This window comes from Nocardia sp. (assembly GCF_025465275.1).
Taxonomy (GTDB): domain Bacteria; phylum Actinomycetota; class Actinomycetes; order Mycobacteriales; family Mycobacteriaceae; genus Nocardia.
Window position 1 is genome coordinate 51,430 of record NZ_JAODNK010000007.1, and the last position, 15,460, is coordinate 66,889.

Sequence of the window (15,460 nt, forward strand, 5' to 3'; positions counted from 1 at the left end):
GGTTTCGGGCTGGGGGGAGCGCCGCACACCGGTGCAGTAGGTTGAGGGCATGGGGCGAACGCTGCTGGTTACCAATGATTTCCCGCCACGACCGGGAGGTATCCAGTCCTACGTGCATTCGCTGGCCATGCAGCTGCCCCCCGATGAACTGGTCGTCTACGCCCCGCGCTGGAAGGGCGACAGTCACTGGAAGTTCGATGCGGAACAGCCTTTTCAGGTGGTGCGTCATCCCACCACTCTGATGCTGCCCACCCCGCTGGTGGCCCGCCGCGCGTCCAAGCTCATGCGCGATGAACAGTGCGATCGGGTGTGGTTCGGGGCGGCGGCGCCGCTGGCGCTCATGTCACCGGTGCTCCGCCGGGCGGGCGCCGAGCGCATTGTGGCTTCCACGCACGGGCACGAGGTCGGCTGGTCCATGCTGCCCGGTGCGCGGCAGGCGCTACGGGCCATCGGTGAGAACACCGATGTCATCACCTATGTCAGCAAGTACACGCGCCGCCGGTTCTCCGCGGCGTTCGGGCCGCGGGCCGCGCTCGAATATCTGCCGCCCGCGGTCGACTCCGAGGTGTTCAAGCCCGATCCGGCAGCCCGCGCGCAATTGCGCGCCCGCTACGGCCTGGGAGAGCGCCCCACCATTCTGTGCCTGTCGCGGCTGGTTCCCCGCAAGGGGCAGGACGCACTCATCGTGGCCATGAAGAACATTCGCGACCGGGTCGACGGTGCGGTGCTGGTCATCGCGGGTGGCGGCCCGTATGAGGAGAAGCTGCACGCCCTGGCCGAAGGCCTGGGGGTCTCGGACGATGTGGTGTTCACCGGCCGCGTCCCGGCCGCGGAACTGGCCGCGCACCACACCATTGCCGATGTCTTCGCCATGCCGTGCCGCACCCGCGGGCTCGGTCTGGATGTGGAGGGCCTCGGCATTGTGTTCCTGGAGGCCTCGGCCACCGGCGTTCCGGTGGTGGCGGGCAATTCGGGCGGTGCGCCGGAGACCGTGCGCGAGGGCGAGACCGGCCGCGTGGTCGACGGCCGCTCCACCGACTCCATTGCCGACGCCATTGTCGAGATCCTCTCCGATCCCGATGCCGCCGCCCGGATGGGCGCGGCCGGCCGCGCCTGGGTGCAGCAGCAGTGGCGCTGGGATCGAATGGGCGCGCGCCTGCGCGAATTGCTGGATCCACCAGTGCATTCGAGGCCCGCCGCCGGTCTGAACTGAGTTACCGCAATGCCGAGGCGTCCGGTACTCCCCGCCGAAAGCGAACGTGCGCATCCTCTGGGTTAGGCTCAGCGCGTGAGCAGTATCCAGGTTGCCGACCAGACCTTTGTCGCCGCGCCCGGCGTGGCCGTGGGCGAGGTGCTGGCAGATCGTGCCCGCTGGCGCCGCTGGTGGCCGGATCTGCAATTGCAGGTGCGGGAAGACCGGGGCGACAAGGGGATTCGCTGGACGGTCAGCGGCGCGGCGACCGGCACCATGGAGGTCTGGCTGGAGCCCATGCTGGACGGCGTGATCCTGCACTACTTCATGCACGCCGAACCCCGCCGCATCGAAGGCCTGTCCGCGCGTGATCTGCTGGCCGTCAATCGCACCCACCGGGTCGCCGGAAAGAAGATGGCCTTCGAGGTCAAGGCCCGTTTGGAAGCCGGTCGCAAGGCCGGGGTCGCGCCTGCCGCCGCGCAGTAGCCATCGTTCGCTCCGCAGTAGACGTATTCAGCCCTTCGAAAGGAAGCGTTGTCACCCATGGCCGATCGAACTCAACGGTCGATCGTGATCGACGCCCCCTCGGATCGCGTGATGGCCATCATCGCCGACCTGGAGTCGTATCCGGAATGGGTCGCCGCGGCCCGCTCGGTCGAGGTTCTCGACAAGTTCCCCGACGGCCGGGCCCGCACCGCACGCTTCGTGCTCGACGCCGGCGTTGTCAAGGACACCTACACCCTGTCCTATACCTGGCGTCCCGACGGCCGCGCCGTCAGCTGGACCCTGGCCAGCGGTGAATTGCAGAAGGCGCAGGACGGCACCTACGAGCTGATCGCGCAGCCCGACGGCACCACCGAAGTGGTGTACGAGTTGACGGTCGACCTGAACATCCCGATGATCGGCATGTTCAAACGCAAGGCGGAGAAGGTCATCACCGACACCGCCTTGAAAGAACTCAAGAAACGGGTCGAAGGCTGACCGCGAGCAGGTCCGAACGACCCACCCGTGTGGAACTGTTCGTCGGCAAGGGTGGGGTAGGCAAGACGACGCTGGCGTGCGCGACCGCGCTGGCCTACGCGCGGTCCGGGCAGCGGGTGCTGCTGGCTTCACTCGATCAGGCGCATTCTCTCGGTGACGCACTGGGATTCAGATTCCAGCATCAGCCCGGCACGGTGCCCGGGGTGGCGGCGGTGCAGCCCGGCCTCGATGTGATCGAGGTGGATTCCCTTGCGCTGCTGGAAGATCGGTTCCGCACGGTGCTGCTCATGGTGTCCGGCGCCGGTCACGATCACGGAGTCGATCTCGGCGCACTCGATCCTTCCGAGCTGACGGGTCTGCCCGGCGTCCAGGAACTGCTGGCCCTGCTGGAGATCACCGAATTCGCCAAGACCGCGCGGTGGGACGTGATCATTCTCGACTGCCCGCCGTCGGCCGATATGCTCCGCATCCTCACTGCCCCGGACACCTTGCTCGGTTATCTCGAGCGGGTCTGGCCCGCGCATTCCCGCACCCTGACCGTGGTGGGCGGCGACCTGCGCCGCGCGGTGCTCGCGGTGACGGTCGAGCAGATCGTTGCCTCGGTCACCGCCGCCCGCGACCTCATCGCCGATCGCGCCCGCACCGGTGCGCGCCTGGTCACCGCGCCGGAGCAGGTTGCGGTGGCCGAATCCGCCCGGGTCCGTTCGGCGGCGGCGCTGCTCGGCCTGCGCCTCGACGCGGTGCTCGTGAACAAGGTCCTGCCCGAGGTTCCGCCGCCCGACTACGGTGGTCCGATTCATCCCGCCGTGCAGTGGTATCTCAACCGCCGTGGTGAGCAAACGGATGTGGTGGCCGATCTTCGCGAGCGCATGGGCGGCGTCCAGGTGCAGGTAGTGGCGCACGCCGGAGCCGAACCGGTGGGGCTGGGCTCGCTGACGGCACTGTCCTATGCGGTCGATGCGAGTGGTAACTGGGTCGGATCGGGTCCTGTCCCTATGCTTGGCTCAGATGTGGATGGTGTGCCGGCCGTCTCAGCCGGACCTGTGGTGCGGCTCGAGGCGGGCGCGGGCGTGCATTCGGTGTTCGCCATGCGTATGCATCTACCCGTGGTCGATCCGTCGACCCTGCAGCTGGGACGAGTGGAGGACGATTTGATCGTGGGAGCGGACGGGGTCAGGCGCCGATTGCGACTGGCGCCGGTATTGCGGCGGTGCACGGTCGATGCCGCCGAACTCGACGGCGACCAATTGGTGATCCGATTCCGGCCCGACCCGCAGGTCTGGCCGAAATGACCGCCCCGCACGATCATCCGCGCGCCGGCCATCCGGACGATAACTTCAGCGAATTCGCCGAGGAGTTGCGGTTGCTGGCCGAAGCGGTGCTCGAGCGTGTCGAACCGGTATTGCGCCGCACCGCCGCCGACGGCCGGACCCAGTGGTCCAGCTGCGCCTGGTGCCCGGTGTGCGCTGCCGCGGCGGTGGTTCGCGGTGAGCACCATGATGTGGTCGCGGCCATTGCCGACCACGGCACCGCCATTGTGACCGTGCTGCGCGAGGCTCTCGCCGGTGTCCCCGTCGAACCCGTGCTGCCGCCGGATCTCGATCCGGAGTCGCCGGAATACCAAGCTTGGCTTCATGATTCGTTCGGCCACGGCGATTTCTCCGGTGCCCACGCCGGGCGCGCCGATACTTCCGAGGGCCAGGCCGCACCCGATGATCCTTTGTCGACCGAGGCCTCCGATGCGGATTCCGCCGCGCCCGGTGCCCGGGGTTCTGGTGCACATACCGGTCCGAGCGCCGCACTTGCCGGGCTGATCGCCCGCTTCGCCGCCGGTGCCGCAGGTGTCGCCTCCGAGCGTCGCGCGCGTGCCGCGGGTGAACCTGACCAGCCGGACAGCGGTGCGTCGGGCAATGCCTCCGAAGCGGATACGGGTGCACCGAACAGGGCTGAGACACGCGGCCGCGCGGGTGCGCAGTACGGCGCGGACGTCCGCGCCGGCGCCGGTGTACAGGGCGCGAGCGGTCGCGGCGCAGCGCCCACCAACAGTCGTTCCGGCGATGATGCCGAATCCGGTGCGCAGGCGCACGGCACCGCCGCCGGTCCGGAGGCCGCCGATCCGTTCGGCCGCGGTCCGGGCACCGCACGGCGGCCAGGCGACAGGGCCTCGACGCAGGCCGGTGGCCCACCGAGCGCTGACGGTGGCGATCAGGCCGTCCGCAGCGGACAGGGGGCGACGCGAGCCGGGTATGTGCCCATCAATGTGACCATCAAGGCATGAGGGGCGGTGCACAGGTGCCGTTGACTGTCGGAATCGATGTGGGCGGCACCAATATTCGCGCGTCGGTGGTCGACGGTGCGGGTGAGGTCCTCGATACGGTGACCGCGTCCACGCCGCAGTCGGCAAGGTCCCTGGAGGACGGCCTGGCGCGGGTGGTGCGGGAATTGTGCGGCCGGCACGCGATCGGTGCCGTGGGCCTGGCTGTGGCCGGATTTGTCGACGAAGATCGCGCGACGGTGCGCTTCGCACCCCATCTGCCGTGGGAGGACGCGCCGGTCGCGCAGCGGCTCACCGATCGGCTGGGCCTGCCGGTGATTCTGGAGCACGACGCCAATGCCGCGCTGTGGGCCGAGTACCGGTTCGGTGCGGCGGCGGGCGGGCGCAATGTGGTGCTGGTGGCCATCGGCACCGGCATCGGCGCGGCACTGCTGACCGGCGGTCAGCTCTATCGCGGCAGTTACGGCGTCGCACCGGAACTGGGCCATCTGACGGTGGTTCCGAACGGCCGGGCCTGCGCCTGCGGAAAGCGCGGCTGCTGGGAAAGATATTGCAGCGGAACGGCTCTGGTGGATACCGCGCTGGAGATGCTGGCGACCGATCCGGGGCGCTCCACGGTGCTGGCGCGGGAGGCGGGCCGCGATCCGGGTTCGCTCACCGGTCGCCGGGTGGCAGGCGCGGCACAGGACGGCGATCCCCTCGCCCAGGAGGTGATGGCCGATTTCGCGCGCTGGCTCGGGCTCGGTCTGGCCTTCGTCAGCGATCTGTTCGATCCGGACCTGATCGTGGTCGCCGGTGGTGTGAGCAGTTCGGCGCCGCTGTTCCTGGATGCCGCCCGTGAGCATTACGCCGCCTCCATCACCGGTGCCCGGCATCGGCGGCTGGCACGGATTCGCACCGCCCAATTGGGTGAGGCGGCGGGCATGATCGGCGCGGCCGAATTGGCGCGCGCCGCGCTCGAAGCGTCGCGAGATGCGGTGCCGGCTACGTAAAACCTAGGTGAACCGGACACATCGGACAGGGTGCGGTTGGTCACTGCCAGGTCTCAGCGGTAGGGTGGTTTGGTGAGTGTGGTGCCCGCAACGAGGCCGGTCCCGGGTATCGAATTTGGGGAAAGGACGCAATGTTCTACTGGCTGCTGAAGTTCGTCTTGGTGGGGCCTTTTATCTCTCTCGTCAACCGGCCCAAGGTCGAGGGCGTGGAGAATATCCCACCCGATGGCGCCGCAATTCTGGCCGGTAACCACCTCTCGTTCACCGATTGGCTGTTCACCCCCCTGGCCAGTCCGCGTCGCATCACCTACCTGGCCAAGGCCGAGTACTTCACCACTCCGGGACTGAAGGGCCGCCTGCAGAAGTTCTTCTTCTCCGGCGCCGGTCAGTACCCGATCGATCGTTCCAGTGCGACCGCCGCCGAGGGTGCTTTCGACTCCGCGCGCAAGCTGCTGAACGAAGGCCGTCTGGTCGGCCTGTACCCGGAGGGCACGCGCTCGCCGGACGGCCGCCTGTACAAGGGCAAGACCGGTGTGGCCCGCCTCGCGCTGGAGACCGGTGTTCCGGTCATCCCGGTCTCGCTGATCGGTACCGACGAGGTCTGCCCGCCCGGACCGTTCCGCTGGCGTCCGCGCAAGGTCACCGTGAAATTCGGTAAGCCCATCGACTTCTCGCGCTACGAGGGCATGGGTGGCAACCGTTTCGTCGAGCGTGCCGTCACCGACGAGATCATGTACGAGCTCATGCGGATGGGCGACCAGGAGTACGTGGACGTGTACGCCGCAAGCCTCAAGAAGAGCGCCTCCGCCGGCACCCGCCCCGAGGCCGATCGCATCCCCCAGACCATGGCCGGCTGAGTCACCTCAGCCGAAACCCGGGCCCCGAGAGACAGTGTCTCTCGGGGCCCGCGCCATTTTGCCTGCGATCAGGAGGCGTGCATGCGCCGATGCGATTCGATGGCCTCGAACTTCGCCAGATTGTGCCGGGCGTCCGCCAGCGCGTCGTGCGCATCCTTGGGAATCGGCGGCAGCGCCGGGCTGCCGTGCTGAACCCAGTGCTGCCGAAGCTCATTGGTGTAGCGGGGGAGGGCATTGGGGAGGTCGACCATCGAACCCCACAGCTGGCACAGGGCCACGTGGTCGTAGGCGCCGACCCAGGCCCACAGCTCCGGTTCGATGCCGGGGCGGGGGAGGAAGAAACGGTAGAGGTCTTCGCGGATCTTCTCGCGGCTGCGCCACAGCGGCGAGGCGGGCGGCGGCAGCTTCGGCAGCACATTGCGGCGCACGAACGGGCCGGCCTTGGCCGCATCGAATTCCGTTGAGACCGCGTAGTATTCGCGGCCGTCCTCGCAGACCACGGCAATGGACACCAGATCGATGGTCGAACCGTCCTCGATGAATTCCGAATCGTAAAAATACCTCAACGAGATCGGTCACTCCTCGGTTCGCTGTCGCGGCCTTTGCCTTCGACGTTGGGGCGGGTCGGACCCGGCCGGATCCTCCGGTTGTCCACCCTATGTTCCGCGCACTCGACGGTGGCCGGAGGGCTCGACCCGACCCGCGGCCGGGTGTAGGCAGCCGTCGTGGGCGGGTTCGTACGGTGTTAGATAGTCCAGCCCTGGGTGTAGTCCGTTCGGTTTGTACCGGTCCGTATTCTGAACGGGTGAACTGGACCGTCGACGTACCGATCGATCGCTTGCCGGAACTTCCGCCGTTGCCCGCAGAGCTGCGTCGACGCCTCGACGACGCACTGTCCCGCACCGCCCTGCAGCAGCCCGACTGGGATCCCGAGCAGGCCGCCAAGATGCGCACCGTGCTCGAGAGCGTGCCGCCCATCTGCGTGCCCGCCGAGGTCGAGGAGCTGAAACTACGCCTGGCCGAGGTGGCCCGCGGTGAGGCCTTCCTCATGCAGGGTGGCGACTGCGCCGAGACCTTCGCCGACAACACCGAGCCGCATATCCGCGGCAATATCCGCACCCTGCTGCAGATGGCCGTGGTGCTCACCTACGGTGCGAGCCTGCCCGTGGTGAAGGTGGCGCGCATCGCCGGGCAGTACGCCAAGCCGCGCTCCTCCAATACCGATGCGCTCGGCCTCATCTCCTACCGCGGTGACATGGTGAACTCCCTGGTCGCGGATCCGGCCGTGCGCGAACATGATCCGTCCCGCCTGGTGCGCGCCTACGCCAATGCGTCGGCCGCCATGAACCTGGTGCGCGCGCTCACCTCCGCCGGCACCGCCGATCTGCACAATCTGCACGAGTGGAATCGCGAATTCGTCGCGCAGTCCCCGGCCGGGGCCCGCTACAACACCGTGGCCACCGAGATCGACCGCGCGCTGTCGTTCATGAAGGCCTGCCGCGTCAATGACCCGAACCTGTCCACCGCGCGGCTCTACGCCTCGCACGAGGCGCTGGTGCTCGATTACGAGCGCGCCATGCTGCGGCTCAGCGAGCACCCCACCACGGGCGAACCGCTGCTCTACGACCTGTCCGCGCACTTCCTGTGGATCGGTGAGCGCACCCGTCAACTCGATGGCGCGCATATCGCCTTCGCCGAACTGCTGGCCAACCCGATCGGCCTGAAGATCGGCCCCACCACCACACCGGAGCAGGCGGTGGAATACGTGGAGCGCCTGGACCCGAACAATGAGCCCGGTCGCCTCACCCTGGTCGCGCGCATGGGCAACAGCAAGGTGCGCGAGGTGCTGCCCTCGATCATCGAAAAGGTGCAGGCCACCGGTCACCAGGTGATCTGGCAGTGCGATCCCATGCACGGCAATACGCACGAGACCTCGAACGGCTACAAGACCCGGCACTTCGACCGCATCGTCGATGAGGTGCAGGGCTTCTTCGAGGTGCACCATGCGCTCGGCACCCATCCGGGCGGCCTGCACATCGAGCTCACCGGTGAGAACGTCACCGAATGCCTCGGTGGCGCGCAGGACATCTCGGATCTGGATCTGGAGAACCGCTACGAGACCGCGTGCGATCCGCGACTGAACACCCAGCAGTCTCTCGAGCTGGCGTTCCTCGTCGCCGAGATGCTGCGCTGAACACCGTTGCGGCATTGAACAACACGGTGTTGCCGTACTGAACGCGATGGGCCCGGACTGCGAAAGCAGTTCCGGGCCCGTCTCTTTCGGCGCTATTGCGTTTATGCGTGCTACGGCAGTGCGACGATCGTAATGGTGGATCCTGCTTCCACATTCCCGCCTGGGACGGTGGACTGCGAGATGACGATCGAACCGTCATTGTTGGCCAGCTGACGCACCGTGACCTGCAGACCCAGGGCTTCGAGTTTGGTGCGCGCGCTGGAAACGCTGGCGCCCAGCAGATTCGGGACTTCGACGGCACTGTTGACGATCAGGCTGACGGTGCCGGAATCGACGGTGGAACCGGCGGCCGGGTCGGTACCGATCACCTGCCCGGCCTTGATTCTGCCGTTGTACTCGGCTCTGGTGTCCTGCACGGTGATTCCGGCCTTCTGCAGCACCGCCTTGGCCTCGTCCTCGGTCTTGCCGCTCACATCGGGGACCTTGGCCGAGACGACACCCTTGCTGCGGTACACCTTCACGCTGCCGCCGGCGGGGAGGACGGTACCGGGCGCCGGGTCCACCTTGGCGACAGTGCCTTTCGGGGCCGTGCTGCCGACGTCCCCGGATTCGACCGGGATCAGTCCGGCGTCTTTGATCGCCTTCTCGACACTGACAACGTCCTGTCCCGCAGTGATTTCGGGGACCTTCGGTTTACCGCTGGAGACCAGCACCGCGACCGTCGAGCCTTTGACGACTTTCGTTCCGGCGGCCGGATCGGTGCCGACCACATTGCCGACCGGAATGATGTCGGACGCCTTCTGCCTGGTCTCGGTCTTGAAACCGGCATCCTGCAGGGTGGTGACCGCGCGCTGGCTGTCGAGCCCGGCGATCGACGGCACCGCCGAGTATCGACCCACCCCCAGCCACCAACCGCCGATGCCGAGCAGGAGCGCGAGGGTGATGACGATGCCCAGCCAGATGAATACGGTGCGCCGGGATTTGCCGCGATCCTCGATGAGCTCCGACCGCTGATTGCGGTCCTTGACCGGCGGTCCCGGCGGCGGCGCGTACTCGGGCGGCAGCTCGCGTGCGGCGGTCATGACGCGGGTGTGCTGCGGCTGCTGCCCCAGGTGCTGGGTGGGCGGATCGGCGGGAATCCAGGTGGTCGCCTCGGTCACGGCGGGCCGGGCGGGAGTGTGGCGCGCAGGCGCCTGCCACGCCGGTGCGGGCGTCGCGGGCGCGACCTTGTAGCGGGCGCTGACGTGCTCGGCTGATTCGGTCGGAGAGGGCACGCGGTAGTCCGGCAGCTGCAGTTCCCGTGCGATGCGCCGCAATTCGACTGCCATCTCGGTGGCGTCGGCGAATCGGTGCGACGGTTCGCGCGCGGTGGCGTGCGCGACCAGCTCGTCGAATTCCGGTGGTACGCCGCCGATGAGCCGGCTGGGGCTGGGCACATCCTTCTCGACCCGTTGCAGCGCGATCGAAATGGAGCTGTCGCCGTTGAACGGCGTGCGCCCGGTGAGCATTTCGAAGATGAGGATGCCGGCGGAGTACACATCGCTGCGCGCGTCGGCGCTGCCGCTGGTGACCTGTTCGGGGGACAGGTAGGCCGCGGTCCCGAGAATCACGCTGGCGGAGGTGATATTCGCCGAGGCCACGGCGCGCACCAGGCCGAAGTCGGCGATCTTGACCTCCCCGGAGTCGGAGATGAGCACGTTCTCCGGTTTGATATCGCGGTGCACCAGCCCCGCCGCGTGTGCGACGCCGACGGCGGCCAGCACCGGTTCGGCAACCGCGCGCACCGCGTGCGGGGGCATGGGTCCGCGTTCGCGTAGTAGCTCGCGCAGCGTGCCGCCCTCGACGAGTTCCATGATCAGGAACGGGTGATCCCCGTCCACGCCCTGGTCGTACACGGCGACCAAGCCCGGATGCTTGAGCTTGGCGACCGCGCGGGCCTCCAGTTCGAAACGCTGGAGAAATTGCGGATCGCCGGCGAACTTGGGGTCCATCACCTTGATGGCGACCGGTCGATCCAGGCGAATGTCCACGCCCCGGAACACCATGGACATGCCGCCACGCGCGATCGGCGCGTCGATGCGGTAGCGCCCTTCCAGCATCTGGCCGATCAACAGCAACCCTTCCGACTTCCGATCCGCCCAGCGCGGCTCACCCGCGATGGTAGTCGGGTCGGGGTGTGATGCGTCCGTAGCGGCACGACCGACTACCGTTGTGGATGTGAGTGCCATTCCCTACAGCGATGATGTCCTGCCGGATTCGGTGACCCTGCTCGCTCTGCCCGATGTGGCCGAGCTGATGGGCCTGGCCGTGACCCGGGTGCACGCACTGTTGCGTGAGCATCAGCTCATCGCGGTCCGCCGCAACGGTGTGATCGGTATCCCGAAGGAGTTCTTCGACTCCACCGGCGAGATCGCCAAGCATGTCTCCCCGCTGATCACGGTCATGCGCGACAGCCGGTACACCAACGAGGAAATCCTCGAGTGGATCTACACCGAGGACGATTCCCTCCCCGGCCGCCCGATCGACGCCCTGCACGGCGACCTCGCCCGTGAGGTCATCCGCCGCGCCGCCGCGGACCCGTTCTGACCCGCCTCCGCTGACCCGCCTCCCCGTACCTTTTGCCGGTCGTGGGGAGCCCGGACGTTGCGTATCGGGCCGGCGGTATGGAGGGGGTCGCCTTTCGGGGGTACTCCAGGAGTTACCCTCGGCGGTGCGAAATCAGTTGTCCCGTCGGGTAACGAGGCACCGGCGGGTGGAGTGACTCAGAATCTCGAGCCGCCGGATCTATGCGAGGGCGAATTCCCTTGCGGCGATGCGTAGTCGGCGGTGGCGGGGGACTGCTGCTCGGCGGGTGAAGACGGCGTAGTCGGTGCGTTCGATTTCGTCGAGGATGCCGCTGTAGAGGGTGGCGGCGGTGCGGATGGCGGGGCGCACGCGGGGGGTCAGCAGGTCGATGCCGGGGATCGCGGCGCGGTAGATGCCGCGGTTGACGGCTATCAGGTGGGCCAGGGCGCGGCGGACCCGCTGGTCGGTGCGGCCGGTTTTGCGGCAGTGCCGGAGTAGGTCGTCGTCGACGCCGAAGGCGGCGAGTTCGTCGGCGGGCAGGTAGCGGCGGCCGCGGTCGAGGTCTTCGGCGATATCGCGCAGGAAATTGGTGAGCTGGAAGGCTTCTCCCAGGGCCGCGGCGGCGGGTTCGGCCTCGGTGATCGGGGCGACGGTGCCCAGCACCGGGAGCAGTTGCAGGCCGATGGCGGCGGCGCTGCCGCGCATGTAGTCGCGCAGGGCGTCCATGGTGGGGTACCGGTCGCGGTATTGCGGGCTGCCGGGGATGTCCATGCGCATGGAGTCCAGGAACACCCAGAAGTGCTCGGCCGCAATGTCATACCGCCGGATGGTGTCGGACACGGCGAGCAGGATGCGGTCGTCGCCGATCGCGGTGGTCTCGGCAGGCGCCTGGGCGAGCCGCCCGCGCAGTTCGTTCTCGATCCGATCCAGTTGCGCCGCCGACTGTTCGGCCCGCGTCACCGCCGCACTGTCGTCGACAATGTCGTCCACCATGCGCGCGAAGGCATAGAGCGCGTGCACGGCCGGTCTTCGCTCCGGTTCCAGCAGCCGGGTGGCGAGGAAATAGGTGCGCCCGTGTTCGGCGGCAATGCGGCGGCAGTCCCGGTAGGCGAGTGCGAGTTCCACCGCACTCATGCCGGGCTGGGCGGCGGCGCGAGGCTCGCCGGCTGTGGCACCTGGGCGCTGAGTTTGAGCGGATCGATGGTGCGCAGCGAGACCGCCGCGACCACGGCCGCAAAGGTGGCCAGCGCGACATGCCAGAAGTTGTAGAGCCCGATGGACCCGTCCGGCTGGAACACCAGCATGAGCCAGGTGCACAGCCCCACCAGCCACTGCAATGTGGTGGTGGACAGCGCGAATCCGGCGGCGAGGGCCAGCGGCCACGAGTAGTACCAGGGCAGCGCGGCCGGGGACAGGATCACGATCGCGACGAAGGCGATGAGAATGCCCAGTACCGCTTCGCGTTCGGTGTGCCGGAAGCGCCACCAGGTCCACGCCAGCACCACGACCAGCGCGCCCGCGCACATCATTCGTGTCACCGACAGCACCGATTCCATGCGCAGCGGTGTCACCCAGGTGACCATGTGCGCCATGATCGTCGGCAGCGACAGCCAGTTGATGATCTTCTTCGAGCCGGACAGCGCGGTCAGCCAGCCGATGCCCACATTGGCCAGCGCCGACGCCGCCACGAACACGGCGCAGAACACCGCCACACCGAGCCCGGCGATCTTGGCGAACATGACCGCGGGATGCGGCAGTTCGGCCTCGCCCTGGGCGGCCCGGCGTTCGCGTTCGTGAATCATCCAGATCCACACCAGGAACGGCAGGGCTATGCCCGCTGTCGCCTTCACGCCCACGCCGATGGCGACCACTACGATGCCGCCCACGTGCTGGTGCTCGAGCACCAGCGCGATACCGGCCGCCATGAGCCCGACCATGAGCATTTCGTTGTGCACGCCGCCGATGAGATGAATCAGCACCAGCGGATTGAGCACCGCCAGCCACAGCGCCGTGGTCGGCTTACCGCCGAGGTGTTTGGTGAGATGCGGTACCGACCACATCATCAGCGCGAGTCCCGGCAGCATGACCAGTCGCAGCGCAATGGTCCCGGCCACCACGTTTTCTCCGGTGATGGAGGTGATACCGCGCGCCAGCAGCAGGAAGATCGGCCCGTACGGGGCGGTGGTCGTGGTCCACACGGGGCTCACATTGTCCAGCAGCACACCGGGATTCACCACCGGCCCGACCTGGTACGGATTGAATCCGTCGCGCAGCAGCGCGCCCTGCGCCAGATACGAATAGGCGTCGCGGGAGAACATGGGCACCGCGAACAGCAGCGGGAAGATCCAGATGCCGACAATGGCGCGCAGCTCGTTCAGCGTCACCGAGGCATTGGGCACGGTGCCGATGGTGGCCCGCCCCAGTCGCACCCACGCGGTGATCATGGCCAGCACGCCGATCCACACGAACACCGTCGACAGCGCGTAGCCGTGCCCGAAGCGCAGCCAGGACAGGTGCGCGGTCTCCAGCAGCGGATCGTTGCGGCGCACACTGCCCGCACCGAAACCGCCGAAGGTGATCATGAGTGCGCCGAAGAAGCCGAGCAGTGCGGCCTTGCCCTCGGGGCTGCGCGCGAAATCGCCGGCATTGCGTATCCGGGTGTGCGGCACGGCGCCGGGGGAAATCATGGGGTGTGCGTCGAGAGTCGTGGTGACGTCCATATCGGGGGTCGGCATCGGTGGTCGTTCCCCCCGGAAAGGTCGGCGGCGCGCGGCGCGTTGGATCAGGACGCCGGTCAGTCTAGTGGTTGTGCGGCAGTGCTACCGCCCCGGCAGGTGAGCTTCCAGCCCGGGCATGTCGCAAATCACCTGTGATGCGCGTCGCGGCCAGTTTCCCGGACAGCAGCACGGTGGGTACGCCTACACCAGGCACCGTACCGGAACCCGCGAGAACCACATTATCCCGGTCTCGCACCAGGTTCCGGGTACGGAAGGGTCCGGTCTGCCGGAACAGGTGCGCGGCCGAGAACGGGGTGCCCGCGAGCATGCCCCTCTTCTTCCAGGTTTGCGGGGTGTCCAGGTGGTCGATCTGGAAATGCTTCGAAATGCCTTGGTAGCCGCGACTTTCCAGGACCTGCAGGAGTTCGCGCAGGTAGAACGGGCCGAGCCGGTCCCAATCGACAGGTGCGGCATCGAGGTTGGGGCAGGGGGCCAGGACCGACAGCGGTTCGTGGCGGACGGTGTCGGTGAGGTGCCCGGCGGCATCGACGCGCTGCTGCGCGCGATCGATGTACAGGCTCGGATCGGTGAGTGCGGGGCGGGTGAGCAGCAGCGACGGATCGCTCATGAGCTGCCCCCGGCCGCGCCGGGCCGCGATCTCGGTGAAGGTGCGGTCCCACTCGTGGCCGAATTCGATGGTGTGATGGGCCTGCACCGGCCAGGTCGCGGCGATCTCGGCCGGGACCGTGCCGTGTGCGATCACGGCGGAGGGGGAGGCGCGCAAGCCGCGGCGGCGGCGCAGGCCGAAACGCTCCAGGCTGCCGATATCAGCGGTGACCACCACGGCATCGCAGGGCAGGGTGCGGCCGTCGGCGGTGCGCACGCCGGTGGCGCGGCGTCCGGTGTAGTCGATTCCGGTGACCTCGGTACGCAATTCGAGGGTGCCGCCCGCCGCGACGAAGGCCCGCGCGAGGGCGTCGGCGATCGCCCGCATGCCACCGACCGGGTAGTACACGCCCAGGCAGGTGTCCATATACGGAATCGCGCCGTACACGGCGAGAGCTTGATCGGGCGCTGTGCCCGCGAAAAGCGCCTGGAAGCTGAACAGTCGTGCCAGCCGCTCATCGCCCATGAAGTGCCGAACCCGGGGCCCGAGGCGCCCGAAACCGCCCAGCCGCACCAGTTTCAGGAGTGCGGTGCGCTTCTGCGGATAGCGGATCATATCGAGCGGTGAATCGAAGTTCGAGTCCATGAAGTGCCCGAACTCGGATTCGTAGATGCCCTGCAGCCAACCGCGCAAGCGCCGATACCGTTGTCCCGCAGCGGCATCCCGCACCCGCGTGACCTCGGCGGTCATCTCGTCCGGATCCGAGTACACGCCCACGGCAGACCCGTCGGCGAACCGCGCGCGATAGGCCGGAACCAGCTCGAGAATCTCCAGGCCCACCGATTCACGGGTGTGCCCGACCGCCGCGAGGGCCTCGTCGATCAATTCCGGCACAGTCAGAATCGTTGCCCCGGAGTCGATCTCGTAATCGTCCCCGCGATACAACCCGACCCGCCCACCGGGATGATCAGCCCGCTCCAGTACGGTCACCCGCCGCCCAGCCCCGACCAGATGCAGCGCCGCCGCCAGCCCGGACAACCCCGCGCCCACGACCACGACCTGATCAGTCTGCCCCGCAAC

Annotated in this window: 14 protein-coding genes; 9 read left to right on the top strand and 5 right to left on the bottom strand. The window is 67.9% G+C overall.

All coding sequences use genetic code 11. The annotated features are described in order from the left end of the window. Positions 1 to 49: 49 nt before the first annotated feature. The 7 genes from JWN03_RS02505 (at position 50) to JWN03_RS02535 (ending at position 6,297) form a co-directional block, all read left to right on the top strand. Entirely contained in the window at positions 50 to 1,213 is a 1,164-nt protein-coding gene (locus tag JWN03_RS02505) for a glycosyltransferase family 4 protein (protein ID WP_297609044.1), read from the top strand. 75 nt (positions 1,214 to 1,288) lie between these two features. Next, positions 1,289 to 1,678: a polyketide cyclase / dehydrase and lipid transport gene (locus JWN03_RS02510; RefSeq protein WP_297609046.1), complete on the top strand. Its 390-nt coding sequence runs from the start codon at positions 1,289 to 1,291 to the stop codon at positions 1,676 to 1,678. Positions 1,679 to 1,735: 57 nt separating this feature from the next. Next, a complete protein-coding gene (locus tag JWN03_RS02515) occupies positions 1,736 to 2,173 on the top strand; it encodes an SRPBCC family protein (RefSeq protein ID WP_297609048.1) in 438 nt (145 codons plus the stop codon). Positions 2,174 to 2,202: 29 nt separating this feature from the next. Next, positions 2,203 to 3,465, top strand: a complete 1,263-nt coding sequence (locus JWN03_RS02520) for an ArsA family ATPase (RefSeq protein ID WP_297609051.1) — start codon at positions 2,203 to 2,205, stop codon at positions 3,463 to 3,465. Then, a complete protein-coding gene (locus tag JWN03_RS02525) occupies positions 3,462 to 4,451 on the top strand; it encodes a hypothetical protein (protein ID WP_297609053.1) in 990 nt (329 codons plus the stop codon). Before JWN03_RS02520 ends, JWN03_RS02525 begins: the two co-directional genes overlap by 4 nt. Next, a complete protein-coding gene (locus JWN03_RS02530) occupies positions 4,448 to 5,440 on the top strand; it encodes an ROK family protein (RefSeq protein ID WP_297609056.1) in 993 nt (330 codons plus the stop codon). The genes JWN03_RS02525 and JWN03_RS02530 overlap by 4 nt, the downstream gene beginning before the upstream one ends. Before the next feature lie 131 nt (positions 5,441 to 5,571). Continuing rightward, complete coding sequence (locus tag JWN03_RS02535) at positions 5,572 to 6,297, top strand: lysophospholipid acyltransferase family protein (RefSeq protein ID WP_297609060.1); 726 nt, start codon at positions 5,572 to 5,574, stop codon at positions 6,295 to 6,297. Between the two features lie 68 nt (positions 6,298 to 6,365). Here the strand turns inward: JWN03_RS02535 and JWN03_RS02540 are convergent, their stop codons facing one another. After that, positions 6,366 to 6,863: a polyadenylate-specific 3'-exoribonuclease AS gene (locus tag JWN03_RS02540; protein ID WP_297609063.1), complete on the bottom strand. Its 498-nt coding sequence runs from the start codon at positions 6,861 to 6,863 to the stop codon at positions 6,366 to 6,368. 239 nt (positions 6,864 to 7,102) lie between these two features. Here JWN03_RS02540 and JWN03_RS02545 point away from each other — a divergent pair, with 239 nt between their 5' ends. Further along, the gene (locus JWN03_RS02545) at positions 7,103 to 8,491 is read left to right on the top strand and encodes a class II 3-deoxy-7-phosphoheptulonate synthase (protein WP_297609066.1); all 1,389 of its coding nucleotides are present in this window, start codon (positions 7,103 to 7,105) and stop codon (positions 8,489 to 8,491) included. A gap of 110 nt (positions 8,492 to 8,601) precedes the next feature. Here the strand turns inward: JWN03_RS02545 and pknB are convergent, their stop codons facing one another. Next, a complete protein-coding gene (gene pknB, locus JWN03_RS02550) occupies positions 8,602 to 10,602 on the bottom strand; it encodes a Stk1 family PASTA domain-containing Ser/Thr kinase (RefSeq protein ID WP_297609069.1) in 2,001 nt (666 codons plus the stop codon). 106 nt (positions 10,603 to 10,708) lie between these two features. Here pknB and JWN03_RS02555 point away from each other — a divergent pair, with 106 nt between their 5' ends. Further along, positions 10,709 to 11,077, top strand: coding sequence for an Rv2175c family DNA-binding protein (locus tag JWN03_RS02555; protein WP_297609072.1), 369 nt, complete (start codon positions 10,709 to 10,711; stop codon positions 11,075 to 11,077). Positions 11,078 to 11,275: 198 nt separating this feature from the next. On the opposite strand, the gene JWN03_RS02560 is transcribed toward JWN03_RS02555, so the two are convergent. The 3 genes from JWN03_RS02560 to crtI all read right to left on the bottom strand — a co-directional run. Further along, complete coding sequence (locus JWN03_RS02560) at positions 11,276 to 12,190, bottom strand: phytoene/squalene synthase family protein (RefSeq protein WP_297609075.1); 915 nt, start codon at positions 12,188 to 12,190, stop codon at positions 11,276 to 11,278. Further along, positions 12,187 to 13,743: an alpha-(1->6)-mannopyranosyltransferase A gene (locus tag JWN03_RS02565; protein WP_297609090.1), complete on the bottom strand. Its 1,557-nt coding sequence runs from the start codon at positions 13,741 to 13,743 to the stop codon at positions 12,187 to 12,189. Before JWN03_RS02565 ends, JWN03_RS02560 begins: the two co-directional genes overlap by 4 nt. A gap of 112 nt (positions 13,744 to 13,855) precedes the next feature. After that, positions 13,856 to 15,460 (bottom strand): phytoene desaturase family protein (gene crtI / locus JWN03_RS02570; protein WP_297609078.1); only part of this gene is annotated, 1,605 nt, incomplete at its 5' end.